Below are 12182 nucleotides of genomic sequence, written 5' to 3'. Positions count from 1 at the left end.
TCGTCATGCCCGCAAAACCCGTGCGTCGTCTCCTGCCCTTCGCCGCGATCGCCGCCGCCACCGCCCTGGTGCTCAGCGCCTGCGCGGCTCCCGCCTCCGAGGGTGACAGCGACGGGGAGGTCGTGTGGTCGATCGAGGGCGCGAACCTGTCCGCCTCGCACATGGACCCGCAGACCAGCCAGCTCGATGTCTCGGGCATGGTGCAGCGCGCCGTTCTCGACTCCCTCGTCTTCCAGGAGGCGGACGGCACGTTCGTCCCCTGGCTCGCGAAGGACTGGGAGATCTCGGACGACGGCACCGAATACACGTTCCTGCTCCGCGACGACGTCACCTTCACCGACGGCGAGCCGTTCGACGCCGCCGCCGTCAAGGCGAACTTCGACCGCATCGTCGACCCGGACACCGCCTCCAAGCAGGCGGCGGGCATGCTCGGCGCCGACTTCTACAAGGGCACCGAGGTCATCGACGACCACACGGTCAAGGTCGTCTTCACCCAGCCGTACGCCCCGTTCCTCCAGGCCGCCAGCACGCCGCAGCTCGGCTTCTACTCGCCGGCCGTGCTCGAGAAGTCGGCCGACAAGCTCAAGGCGGGCGGTCCGGACATCAACGTCGGCACCGGTCCGTTCGTGCTCACCGAGTACACGCCCGACCAGGAGATCGTCTACACCCGCAACGACGACTACGCCTGGGGCCCGCACGGCGAGAAGGCTCCGAAGTTCGAGACGCTCCGGGTGGAGATCCAGCCGGAGGCCTCGGTCCGTACCGGTGTCGTGACGAGCGGCGAATCCGACCTCGCCAGCAACATCCCGCCGAACCTCGCGAAGGATCTCGGGGACGGCATCACGGTCGACTCGATCGAGTACCCGGGGCTGCCGTACTCGCTGTACCTGAACGAGAAGTACGGCGTGTTCGCGGACGAGAAGGTGCGCCAGGCGTTCGCGCGCGGCATCGACATCGACGCCGCGGTCGAGGAGATCTACTTCGGTCAGTTCCCGCGGGCCTGGAGCATCCTGGGGTCGACCACCCCCGGTTACGACGCCGCGCTCGAGGGCAGCTGGCCCTTCGACCCGGACGCGGCGAACGCCCTGCTCGACGAGGCGGGGTGGACCGAGCGCGACACCGACGGCATCCGCATGAAGGACGGCAAGCGCCTCTCCGTGCGATGGATCGCCTGGACCCCGGTGCCCGACGACCGCGCTGCGCTCGGCAACGCGATCCAGTCCGACCTCAAGGGCATCGGCTTCGAGGTCGTGCGCGAGGTTCTCGAGCCGGGCGCGTACAACGCCCAGTACGAGCCCAAGACGTTCGACCTGACCGACTGGGGCTTCTCCGGTGTCGACCCCGACCTGCTGCGCGCCCATCTGCACACCGACGGCTTCCAGAACGCGTCCCAGGTGAGCGACCCCGAGATGGACGCGCTCCTGGAGAAGGCCTTCGCGAGCAGCGACCAGGAGGAGCGTGACGCGCTGTACACGCAGGTGCAGCAGTGGAACGCCGAGCACACGGCGATCGTGCCGCTGTACAGCCCTTCCGCGATCACCGCGGTCGGCGAGCGCGTCGACGGCCTCCAGTACGACCTGTACGGTCGACCGCTGTTCTACGATGTGACCGTCGGCTGAACCGCCGGCTGAGCGGAGGGCACGAGAGGTGAAGACTGCTCTCGTCCGTGTCGCCGGCCTCGCCGCATCCGTCGTCCTCGTCCTCTGGGGCGCGGCGACCGTCGCCTTCCTCGCGTTCCGGGTGATCCCGGGCGACCCGGTGTCGGTGATGCTGGGGCCGCTCGCGCAGGTGAGCGAGGCGGTCAAGGACGGGATCCGAGCTGATCTGGGACTGGACCGCCCGCCGTTCGAGCAGTACGTCACGTTCATCGGGCAGCTCGCGCGCGGCGACCTCGGCGAGTCGTATCAGCTCCGGATGCCGGTCACCGAGGTGATCGGCCGGCAGCTCGGCGCCACGCTGCAGCTCTCGCTCCTCGCCCTGCTGATCGCCGTGGTCCTGGCGCTCGCCGTGTCGGTGCTCGTCCGCGGCCGGGTCGGCCGGGCGGTGGCCGCGGGCGTGGAGCTCGTGGTGCTGTCGTCCCCGGTGTTCTGGATCGGGCTCGTCCTGCTCAGCGTGTTCGCCTTCGGCCTCGGCTGGTTCCCCGTATCGGGGGCGAGGAACCCCGCCACGATCGTGCTCCCGGCGATCACCCTCGCGCTCCCGGTCGCCGCCCTGCTCAGCCAGGTGCTGCGGGACGGGCTGGTGCAGGCCGAGCGGATGCCGTTCGCCGAGACCGTGCGCGCCCGCGGTGCGAGCCCCTCGTGGTTCACCACCCGGCACGGTCTGCGGCACGGAGCGGCCTCCGCCGTGACGCTCGCGGCCTACCTCACCGGATCGGTGCTCGGGGGTGCGGTGCTCGTCGAGACCGTCTTCGCCCGCCCGGGTCTCGGCCGGGTCACCCTCGCCGCGATCAGTGACCGCGACCTCCCCGTCATCACGGGGATCATCCTCCTGAGCGCGCTGGTGTTCGTCGTGATCAACCTCATCGTCGAGCTCGTGCACCCGCTGATCGATCCGCGGGTCAGAGATACCCGCCCGGGGAGCATCCGATGAGGCGCGCGCAGCGGACGCTGCTGCTGATCGCCGTCGCCGTGCTCGCGGTGATCGCCTTCGCCGCGCTCTGGCCGGGCGTGCTCGCCACGCATGATCCGCTCCAGACCGATGTGCGCTCCGCCCTGCTGCCGCCGAGCGCCGAGCATCTGTTCGGCACCGACCAGAGCGGGCGTGACGTGTACTCCCGCGTCGTCTACGGGGCGGGGCGCTCGCTCGGCATCGGCCTGCTCGCGACCGGGATCGCGCTCGCCGTCGGCCTCGTGATCGGCGCGCTCGCCGGGGTGGCCCCGCGAGGCGTGGACACGACGGTGATGCGCGTGAACGACGTCCTGATGGCGTTCCCCGAGTTCCTCGTCGCGCTCGTCGTCGTCGCGATGCTCGGACCCGGCCCCGTGAACATCGCGATCGCGGTGACTCTGGCCGCGACACCGGTGTACGTCCGCCTCGCCCGGGTGCAGACACGGACGCTCCGGGTCGCCGAGCACGTCGAGGCGGCGCGCATCCTGGGCGTGCCGCGCGTGCGGGCGTTCACGCGGCACGTCGCCCCGGGGGTGCTCGGTGCGCTGAGCGTGCTGGCGACGATCGGCATCGGATCGAGCATCCTCGCGGCCGCCGGACTCAGCTTCCTCGGACTGGGACCGTCGGAGCCGACACCCGAGTGGGGGCTGATCCTCGCGGGCGGACGCAACGTCCTCGGTCAGGCGTGGTGGATCTCGGTGTTCCCCGGCATCGCGATCACGATCACCGTGGTGTCGGCCACCGTGATCGGACGGATCCTGCGGGCACGGGCGGACGGACGGACGACATGAGCGCGGCGCTCGAGGTACAGGGACTGCGGATCTCGTTCGGGGCGACCCCGGTGGTCGACGGCGTCGATCTCCACGTGGCCCCGGGGGAGTGCGTCGCCATCGTCGGCGAGTCCGGCGCGGGCAAGTCTCTCACGGCCCGAGCTCTCCTGGGGCTCACGCCCGCAGGTGCAGAGGTCGCCCTCGACCGACTGGTGATCGACGGCACCGAGGCGACGACGCTGTCCGAGCACGCCTGGCGGGCACTCCGCGGTGCCCGCATCGCCCTCGTCTCGCAGGACGCGCTCGTCTCCCTCGATCCGTTGCGGAGGATCGGCGCCGAGGTCGCGGAGCCGTTGCGACTGCACGGGATCGCCCACGGGCGGGCAGCGCTCCGGACCCGGGTCGGCGAGCTCCTGCGGCGCGTGTGGATGCCCGAGGCCGAGCGCCGTGCCACGCAGTATCCGCATGAGCTGTCGGGAGGACTGCGTCAGCGGGCACTGATCGCCTCCGCGATCGCCGCCGCACCCGCCGTGTTGGTGGCGGACGAGCCGACGACCGCGCTCGACGCCACCGTGCAGGCGCGGATCCTCGGGCTGCTCCGGGAGATCGCGGATGCCGGGACGGCGGTGGTGTTCATCAGCCATGACTTCGCGGCGGTCCGCCGACTCGCGGATCGGGTGCTGGTGATGAGGCGCGGTGCCGTGATCGAGGCGGGACCCGTGGCCGAGGTGCTGGAGGATCCCCGGCACGAGTACACCCGGCAGCTGATCGCCGCGACGATCCACGAACCGCGGGCGGCAGCGCAGGAGACGGCATCACCCGTGCTCGTCGCGACGGAGCTGTCGAAGAGCTTCGCCGGCGTGCCCGCGGTCATCGACGCCTCCTTCGTCGTCCCCGAGGGGCGCACACTCGGCGTCGTGGGGGAGTCCGGCTCCGGGAAGACGACACTCGCCCGCATGATCGTCGGAGTAGAAGCCCCCGACACGGGGGCGCTGCGCTGGAGCCGGGAACAGCGGGTGCAGCTGGTGCATCAGAACCCGCTCGGGGCGTTCGATCCGCGCTGGACCGTCGGGCGCTCGCTGCGGGAGGCCCTGGAAGCCGCCGGTGTGCCGCGCGCCCGGCGAGCCGCACGAGTCGCCGAGCTCCTGGCCGAGGTCGATCTCGCACCCGAACTGGCCGAGCGGCGGCCGAATGCGCTCTCCGGCGGGCAGCGACAGCGCGCCGCCATCGCCCGAGCGCTCGCCGCGGACCCGGAGGTGCTGGTCCTCGACGAGCCCGTCTCGGCCCTGGACCCTTCCGTGCGCGAGCGGGTGCTGCGGCTCCTGGCCCGACTGCAGCAGGTGCGTCGGCTCACGATGATCCTCGTATCGCACGACCTCGACGTCGTCGGAGCGGTGGCCGACGACGTGCTCGTCATGCAGGACGGCCGGATCGTGGAGCAGGGCGCGACGGCCGACGTGTTCGCGGCGCCACAGCATCCGTTCACGCAGGAGCTGCTGGATGCGAGCGGACCTGTGCGGTCCTGACCCGCGTCAGCCCTTGATCTGGATGCCGAGTCCCGCGGCGATCACCGGCGCGAGCTGCTGCACCTGGAACGAGGTGAGGGTGGCGCCGCGCAGACTGTTGGCGTCGAGGAAGGCCAGGGCATCGAGGCCGCGCAGATCGAGGTCCTTCGCCCGCATGCCCCGCGGGTCGACCTCGTCGCTCGATGTGGCCGTGAAGCGCACACGGGTGAGCTCGGCCTGCGGCATGTCGATCGTGCGGATGGCGCACCCCGAGACCTCGAGGTCGGTCACCTTCGCCGCGCCGAGGTTGAGGTAGTCGATCCGCACATCGCGCAGTTCGAGTTCGGAGACGCGGGCCTCGCTGAGATCGAGTGTCCCGATGCGACCGCCGCTGATGCGGAGGCGTCGTACTCCGGCGTCCCGCAGGCGCAGCGAGGCGACGCGCGCTCTCGACATCTCGACGTCGATCAGCGTCGCACCCGTGAGGTCGACCGCGTCGGCATCCGCCTGCACGGTGCACTGCTCGAGGGTCGCGTAGGCGAGGTCGACCGTGCCGCTCAGATCGAGCCGTGCGGTGAGGAGATCGGCACTGCGCCGGGGCGAGGCGGGTTCGAGCACGGGAGGCAGATCGGGCGGGGAGACGCGGGGCGCGGCAGGGGACTCGGATGTGCGGGCCATGCTCCGAGGCTAGGCCCTGCCACCGACGCGGCTCGCTCCGGTCCGCCGTCGCGGCCGCGGCGAGCGCGCACCTGCGTACAATGGGGGAACGAGCATCGATCCGGCCATCACCGGGGAGCTCTCGGAAGAACGGCGCTTCCCTCGGGAGGCGCTCAGTAGAACCGAGCGGGGCAGGCCCGTCACAGCCGCAGTGAGAGTGGTGCGACCGACCCGGGAGGGGAGGGAGCGCACGCGAGGTGGTACCGCGGTCCGCGAGGGTCGTCCTCGCAGGAGCATCCGCCACGACGACCACTGCGAGACACGATGACCTACCCCCGTTCCTCCTTCGGCCCCGCCGCCGACGCCGCCTCCGTCGCGCCCAGCCCCCGCTTCCCGCAGATCGAGGAGGAGGTGCTCGCCTTCTGGAAGTCGGATGACACCTTCCGCGCCTCGATCGAGCAGCGCGAGGGCTCGCCCGAGTGGGTGTTCTACGACGGCCCTCCGTTCGCGAACGGCTTGCCGCACTACGGTCACCTCCTCACCGGGTACGCCAAGGACGTGTTCCCGCGCTTCCAGACCATGACCGGCCACAAGGTCGACCGCGTCTTCGGCTGGGACACGCACGGACTCCCCGCCGAGCTGGAGGCGATGAAGCAGCTCGGGATCACCGAGAAGGCCGAGATCGAGGAGATGGGCATCGACGTCTTCAACGAGAAGGCGAAGAGCTCGGTGCTCGCGTACACGCACGAGTGGCAGGACTACGTCACCCGTCAGGCGCGCTGGGTCGACTTCGACCGCGGTTACAAGACGCTCGACCTCGGCTACATGGAGAGCGTCCTCTGGGCCTTCAAGACCCTGTACGACAAGGGCCTCGCCTACGAGGGCTACCGGGTCCTGCCGTACTGCTGGCGCGACGAGACGCCGCTCTCCGCCCACGAGCTGCGCATGGACGACGACGTCTACCAGATGCGTCAGGACCCGTCCGTGACGGTGACCTTCCCGCTCACCGGAGCGAAGGCCGAGGCTCTCGGACTCACCGGGGTGCGCGCGCTCGCCTGGACGACCACGCCCTGGACCCTGCCCACCAACCTCGCGCTCGCCGTGGGACCCGAGATCGAGTACGTGGTGCTCCCCGCCGGCCCGAACGGTGCCGCGGACGTGCACCAGGCCGCCGGGACGACCGATGCCGCGGTCGAGGCCTCCGCGCACCGCTACCTCCTCGCCCGCGCCCTGCTCGGCGGGTACGCGAAGGACCTCGGCTACGAGAGCGCCGATGACGCGCTCGCCGCGGTGGACGCGACCGTGCTCGGCGCCGAGCTGCAGGACGTGACCTACGACCGGCTGTTCGACTACTACGCCGACACCGAGACCTACGGCACCGAGAACGCCTGGCGCATCCTGGTCGACGACTACGTCACGGTCAGCGACGGCACCGGAATCGTCCACCAGGCCCCGGCCTACGGTGAGGACGACCAGCGCGTCGCGGGTGCCGCCGGGATCCCCACGATCCTGTCGCTCGACGACGGCGGCAAGTTCCTGCCGAACGTCACCGACGTCGCGGGGCAGCTGTGGATGGACGCGAACACCCCGCTCGTGCGTCTGATCCGCGACAACGGCCGTCTGATCCGCCTGCAGAGCTACGAGCACTCGTACCCGCACTGCTGGCGCTGCCGGAACCCCCTGATCTACAAGGCCGTGTCGAGCTGGTTCATCCGCGTGACGGACATCAAGGACGACATGCTCGCGAACAACGAGCAGATCACGTGGGTGCCGGAGAACGTCAAGCACGGTCAGTTCGGCAAGTGGCTCGAGGGCGCACGCGACTGGTCGATCAGCCGCAACCGCTACTGGGGCTCGCCCATCCCGATCTGGAAGAGCGACGACCCCGAGTACCCGCGCGTCGACGCCTACGGGTCGCTGGAGGATCTGGAGCGCGACTTCGGCACGCTCCCGCGCAACCCCGAGGGTGAGATCGACCTGCACCGGCCGTACATCGACGACCTCACGCGTCCGAACCCGGACGACCCCACGGGCCAGAGCACGATGCGCCGCATCGAGGACGTGTTCGACGTGTGGTTCGACTCCGGCTCGATGCCGTATGCCCAGGTGCACTATCCGTTCGAGAACCAGGAGTGGTTCGACTCGCACGCGCCGGCGGACTTCATCGTGGAGTACATCGGACAGACCCGTGGCTGGTTCTACGTCATGCACGTGCTCTCCACCGCGCTGTTCGACCGCCCCGCGTTCACGGGCGTCAGCTGCCACGGCATCGTGCTGGGCAGCGACGGCTACAAGATGTCGAAGTCGTTGCGCAACTACCCGGACGTCTCCGAGGTGCTCGACCGCGACGGGTCCGACGCGATGCGCTGGTTCCTGATGTCGAGCTCCGTGCTCCGCGGCGGCAACCTCGCCGTCACGGAGGAGGGCATCCGCTCGGGCGTCCGCGAGTTCCTGCTGCCGCTGTGGAACTCCTGGTACTTCTTCGCGACCTACGCCAACGCCTCTGGTGCCGAGGGCTACGAGGCGTCCTGGCGCACCGACTCCACCGACGTGCTCGACCGGTACATCCTGGCGCGTCTGGGCGACCTCGTCCGCGAGGTGCGTGCAGACCTGGAGGGACTCGACTCCACCACGGCGTCCGCGCGCCTGCGCGACTTCGCCGAGGTGCTGACGAACTGGTACATCCGCCGCTCGCGCGACCGCTTCTGGGTGGGTGTGACGGACGACCCGAAGAGCCGCGAGGCCTTCGACACGCTGTACACGGTGCTCGAGACGCTCACCCGCGTCGCGGCGCCGCTGGTGCCGCTGATCAGCGAGCGCGTGTGGCAGGGCCTCACCGGCGGTCGCAGCGTGCACCTGACCGACTGGCCGGACGAGACGCCGTTCCCCGCAGCGGACGAGATCCGCGACGCGATGGACGCGGTCCGCGAGCTCTCCAGCGTCGGCAACGCGCTGCGCAAGAAGGAGAAGCTGCGCGTCCGGCTGCCGCTCGCGCGCCTCACGGTGGTCTCGCCGCTCGCCGGGTCGCTCGGGCAGTTCGAGGACATCCTCCGCGAGGAGCTGAACGTGAAGTCCGTGGAGCTCGTGCCGCTCGCCGAGGACACGGCCGTGGAGTACGGCATCGCCCACCGCCTGAGCGTCAACGCCCGCGCGGCGGGACCGCGCCTCGGCAAGGACGTGCAGAAGGCGATCCAGGCGGCGCGCTCCGGCGACTGGAGCGAGGTCGGCGGCGTCGTCACGGCCGGCGGCATCGTCCTGGAGCCCGCGGAGTACGACCTCGTGCTCGAGACGACGGGACGTCCGGAGGGGGAGGCGCTCGCGATCGTCCCCACCGGCGGCTTCGTGCTGCTCGACACGCAGACCACTCCGGAGCTGGAGGCCGAGGGGCTGGCGCGCGATGTGATCCGCGCCGTGCAGGAGACGCGCAAGAACGCCGGCTTCGACGTGAGCGACCGCATCCAGCTGGTCCTGCGGTTCGGGGACGACCTGGACACCGCGGCCGTGGTCTCCGCCTTCGAACTGGCGGGCGTCGCCGCGGAGACGCTGGCGGAGGAGTACTTCGTCGTCGATGCGCAGGGAGACTCCATCTTCGGGCACGGAGCGGTTCTGGCCGCGGCCGGAGGCGTGACGCCCGAGTACACCGCGGAGATCCCGAAGGGGACCTACGCCAACCGCGGCGACTTCACGATCGCCGTCACCAGGATGGGAGCAGGCGCATGAGCGACAAGGATCGGGCGGACGCCGTCTACGAGGCCCTGCTGAGCCGTGCGGGGGAGCGCTGGGTGCAGCCGCGCAAGGAGCGCACCGCGCGCATCCTCGCCTTCCTCGACGACCCGCAGCGCACCTACCGTGTCGTGCACATCACCGGCACGAACGGCAAGACCTCGACGGCGCGCATGATCGAGAGCCTGCTGCGCGCGCATGATCTGCGCACCGGACTGTTCACGAGCCCTCACCTCGAGCGCTTCACCGAGCGGATCATGATCGACGGCGAGCCGATCGCCGACGAGGCCGTGGCCGACGCGTGGGACGAGATCGAGCCGTTCGTCGACATCGTCGACGCCGAGTTCGAGGCCGCAGGTGACGCGCCGTTGACGTTCTTCGAGCTGCTGACCGTGCTGGCGTTCGTCGCGGTGGCGGATGCTCCCGTCGACGTGCTCGTCCTCGAGGTCGGCATGGGCGGGGAATGGGATTCGACCAACACCGCCGACGGTGACGTGGCGGTGTTCGCGCCGATCGACCTCGACCACGCGGACCGGCTGGGTGACACGATCGCGGCGATCGCCGAGGTCAAGGCCGGCATCATCAAGGAGGGCGCTGCCGTGGTCTCGGCCCAGCAGCCCGCCGAGGCCGCCGAGGTGCTGCGCCGCGTCGCCGCCGAGCGCCACGCGACCATCGTGTTCGAGGGCGAGGAGTTCGGGCTCACCGATCAGAAGCTCGCGGTCGGCGGGCAGCTGCTGACCATCCGCGGGCTCGCGGGGGAGTACGCCGAGGAGTACCTGCCGCTGTACGGCGCGCACCAGGGCCACAACGCGGCCCTGGCGGTCGCCGCCGTCGAGTCGCTGATCGGGGGCGCCACGCAGCCCATCGCCGGCGACATCATCTCCGACGGCCTGCAGGGCACGACGTCGCCCGGCCGTCTCCAGCTGCTGGGGGTCGCGCCGACCGTGATCGTGGACGCCGCGCACAACCCGCACGGCGCCGCGGCCCTCGCCCAGGCGCTGGACGACAGCTTCGACTTCGACGAGTGGGGCCTCGTGCTCGGGGTCCTCTCGGACAAGGACGCCGCGGGCATCGTCGACCGGCTCGCACCCGCCGTGGCGCACGTGTTCGCGACCGCGCCCGACTCCGACCGGGCGAGCGATGCGGATACGATCGCCGACCTCGTGGAGCAGACCGGCCGCCGGGCGACCGTGCATCACTCCCTGGCCGAGGCCGCGGATGCCGCGCGGGAATGGGCGGCCTCGTCCGACCGTCGCGCCGTCGTCATCGCCGGATCGGTCGTGCTCGCAGGCGAGGCCATCTCCCTCTCCGAGGAAGAGGACTGGAAGTCGGGGTGGCGCGCATGAGTGCGGACGCCGCGCCCGCGCGGGCACCTCGCCCACCGCGCACGCTCGTGCAGAAGCTGGCGCCGATCGTGCTCGGGTTCGAGGCGATCGTGGTGTTCCTCGCCGGACTGACGGTCTTCGGCCTGCGCTCCCTCCCCGCGGGGATCGAGCAGTGGTGGGGGATCGTCGGCGGAGGCGTCCTCGGACTCGCCTGCATCGTCGTCGCCGGCATGATCACGAAGCCCTGGGCCATCACCGCAGGATGGGTGATCCAGGTCATCGTGGCGCTGTCGGCCATCCTCGTGCCGGCCATCCTGCTCGTCGTCCTGATTTTCGGCGGCATGTGGGCGTATGCGACCATCATGGGGGCCCGACTGGACGCACGACGCCCGGCCGAGCCCTCGACCGAGACTCAGACAGAGAGTGAATGACATGGCCACCGAAGAAACCCTCGTCCTCGTCAAGCCCGACGGTGTCGCCCGCGGCCTCACCGGCACGATCCTCGCCCGCATCGAGGCGAAGGGCTACGCGCTCGTCGACATCCGCCTCGTCGAGCCCGACCGCGACCTGCTCGCCGAGCACTACGCCGAGCACGAAGGAAAGCCGTTCTACGAGCCGCTGCTCGAGTTCATGCTCTCCGGCCCGTCGGTCGCGATCCGTCTCGCCGGCAACCGCGTGATCGAGGGCTTCCGCTCGCTCGCCGGGACCACCGACCCGACCACCGCCGCCCCCGGCACGATCCGTGGCGACTTCGGTCGCGACTGGGGCCTGAAGGTGCAGCAGAACCTCGTGCACGGCTCGGACAGCCCCGAGTCCGCCGCACGCGAGCTGGGCATCTGGTTCGACTGAGACCCGTACACGAAACCCGCCGTCGATCCGAGGATCGGCGGCGGGTTTCGTCGTCGGGGACGGGGCGGATCAGAAGATCATGCCGATGACCTCGCCGAGCAGGTCGAGGCCGCGCAGCTGCACCAGCAGGATGATGAACGCGTAGGCGAGGATCGTCGCGAGGGGGACCCACGGCATCAGCCGGTTCGCGCGCTCCCGGACCTTCTCGTTGCGGGAGAAGGTGCCGTTCCGCGTCAGATGGAGCATCGTCGCGAAGAAGGTGGGGATGGTCACCGACCAGGTCGCCATGCACCAGGGGCACAGCACGCCGAGGTTGGAGGCGTACAGGCTCTGGCCGATGAGCCAGATCACGAAGCCGAAGGCGAAGGTGACACCGGCGCCGAACGCGAGCCAGAACCAGCGCGGGAAGCGGGCGCCGGCGAGCAGAGCGACGCCGACCACCAGCGGCGCCATCCACAGCGTGACTCCGAGGATCGGGTTCGGGAACCCGAACACCTCGCCCTGCCAGGAGTTGAGGTTGACGTCGCACTGGATCATCACGCTCACGTAGCAGTTCGACACCGCGTCGGGATTCTCCAGCTTGGTGATCTTCTCCATGATCAGCTGGAAGGCGGCGAACCAGCCCACCACACTCGCGAAGATCAACCAGACGGCGTAGACGACGGGGCGGGTGCGCTGCTCGCTCATACTGGGGATTATCCCAGTGACGGCTATGGATGGGGCGAGAACAGGCCGGGGAAAAC

General features: G+C 70.3%; 10 protein-coding genes. 8 read left to right on the top strand and 2 right to left on the bottom strand.

Features of this window, described 5'->3' with window-relative positions; genetic code table 11:
• Window positions 1-5: 5 nt before the first annotated feature.
• Genes MME74_RS10685 through MME74_RS10670 form a run of 4 tightly spaced genes read left to right on the top strand, consistent with a single transcriptional unit; the run spans window position 6 to window position 4906 of the window.
• Window positions 6-1619 carry an ABC transporter substrate-binding protein gene (locus tag MME74_RS10685; RefSeq protein WP_267415000.1) on the top strand — a complete coding sequence of 538 codons (1614 nt, stop codon included), beginning with the start codon at window positions 6-8 and terminating at the stop codon, window positions 1617-1619.
• 28 nt (window positions 1620-1647) lie between these two features.
• Window positions 1648-2592 (top strand): ABC transporter permease, encoded by a 945-nt coding sequence (locus MME74_RS10680; RefSeq protein ID WP_267414999.1) that lies wholly within the window; start codon window positions 1648-1650, stop codon window positions 2590-2592.
• Window positions 2589-3401 (top strand): ABC transporter permease, encoded by an 813-nt coding sequence (locus tag MME74_RS10675; protein WP_267414998.1) that lies wholly within the window; start codon window positions 2589-2591, stop codon window positions 3399-3401. The genes MME74_RS10680 and MME74_RS10675 overlap by 4 nt, the downstream gene beginning before the upstream one ends.
• Window positions 3398-4906 carry an ATP-binding cassette domain-containing protein gene (locus MME74_RS10670; protein ID WP_267414997.1) on the top strand — a complete coding sequence of 503 codons (1509 nt, stop codon included), beginning with the start codon at window positions 3398-3400 and terminating at the stop codon, window positions 4904-4906. The genes MME74_RS10675 and MME74_RS10670 overlap by 4 nt, the downstream gene beginning before the upstream one ends.
• A gap of 6 nt (window positions 4907-4912) precedes the next feature.
• Here the strand turns inward: MME74_RS10670 and MME74_RS10665 are convergent, their stop codons facing one another.
• Window positions 4913-5563: a pentapeptide repeat-containing protein gene (locus MME74_RS10665; protein ID WP_267414996.1), complete on the bottom strand. Its 651-nt coding sequence runs from the start codon at window positions 5561-5563 to the stop codon at window positions 4913-4915.
• 303 nt (window positions 5564-5866) lie between these two features.
• Here MME74_RS10665 and ileS point away from each other — a divergent pair, with 303 nt between their 5' ends.
• The 4 genes from ileS to ndk are packed head-to-tail and all read left to right on the top strand — an operon-like array spanning window position 5867 to window position 11439.
• Window positions 5867-9262 (top strand): isoleucine--tRNA ligase, encoded by a 3396-nt coding sequence (gene ileS, locus MME74_RS10660; protein ID WP_267414995.1) that lies wholly within the window; start codon window positions 5867-5869, stop codon window positions 9260-9262.
• Window positions 9259-10611 carry a bifunctional folylpolyglutamate synthase/dihydrofolate synthase gene (locus MME74_RS10655; RefSeq protein WP_267414994.1) on the top strand — a complete coding sequence of 451 codons (1353 nt, stop codon included), beginning with the start codon at window positions 9259-9261 and terminating at the stop codon, window positions 10609-10611. The genes ileS and MME74_RS10655 overlap by 4 nt, the downstream gene beginning before the upstream one ends.
• Entirely contained in the window at window positions 10608-11021 is a 414-nt protein-coding gene (locus MME74_RS10650; RefSeq protein WP_416383313.1) for a DUF4233 domain-containing protein, read from the top strand. Before MME74_RS10655 ends, MME74_RS10650 begins: the two co-directional genes overlap by 4 nt.
• 1 nt (window position 11022) lies before the next feature.
• Window positions 11023-11439: a nucleoside-diphosphate kinase gene (ndk, locus tag MME74_RS10645; RefSeq protein ID WP_029261664.1), complete on the top strand. Its 417-nt coding sequence runs from the start codon at window positions 11023-11025 to the stop codon at window positions 11437-11439.
• 69 nt (window positions 11440-11508) lie between these two features.
• Here the strand turns inward: ndk and MME74_RS10640 are convergent, their stop codons facing one another.
• Window positions 11509-12126: a vitamin K epoxide reductase family protein gene (locus MME74_RS10640; protein WP_267414992.1), complete on the bottom strand. Its 618-nt coding sequence runs from the start codon at window positions 12124-12126 to the stop codon at window positions 11509-11511.
• Window positions 12127-12182: the final 56 nt, after the last annotated feature.

The sequence above is a fragment of the Microbacterium oxydans genome, from assembly GCF_026559675.1.
GTDB classification, from domain to species: Bacteria; Actinomycetota; Actinomycetes; order Actinomycetales; family Microbacteriaceae; genus Microbacterium; species Microbacterium oxydans_D.
This window is presented reverse-complemented; position numbering and strand designations above follow the sequence as displayed.

What these genes read in the sequence shown, in the direction of transcription:
- MME74_RS10685 (WP_267415000.1), top strand. Translation starts at nt 6, where the DNA reads ATGCCCGCAAAACCCGTGCGTCGTCTCCTGCCCTTCGCCGCGATCGCC.
- MME74_RS10650 (WP_416383313.1), top strand. Translation starts at nt 10,608, where the DNA reads ATGAGTGCGGACGCCGCGCCCGCGCGGGCACCTCGCCCACCGCGCACG.
- MME74_RS10665 (WP_267414996.1), bottom strand. Translation starts at nt 5,563, where the DNA reads ATGGCCCGCACATCCGAGTCCCCTGCCGCGCCCCGCGTCTCCCCGCCC.
- MME74_RS10655 (WP_267414994.1), top strand. Translation starts at nt 9,259, where the DNA reads ATGAGCGACAAGGATCGGGCGGACGCCGTCTACGAGGCCCTGCTGAGC.
- MME74_RS10670 (WP_267414997.1), top strand. Translation starts at nt 3,398, where the DNA reads ATGAGCGCGGCGCTCGAGGTACAGGGACTGCGGATCTCGTTCGGGGCG.
- ileS (WP_267414995.1), top strand. Translation starts at nt 5,867, where the DNA reads ATGACCTACCCCCGTTCCTCCTTCGGCCCCGCCGCCGACGCCGCCTCC.
- MME74_RS10640 (WP_267414992.1), bottom strand. Translation starts at nt 12,126, where the DNA reads ATGAGCGAGCAGCGCACCCGCCCCGTCGTCTACGCCGTCTGGTTGATC.
- ndk (WP_029261664.1), top strand. Translation starts at nt 11,023, where the DNA reads ATGGCCACCGAAGAAACCCTCGTCCTCGTCAAGCCCGACGGTGTCGCC.
- MME74_RS10675 (WP_267414998.1), top strand. Translation starts at nt 2,589, where the DNA reads ATGAGGCGCGCGCAGCGGACGCTGCTGCTGATCGCCGTCGCCGTGCTC.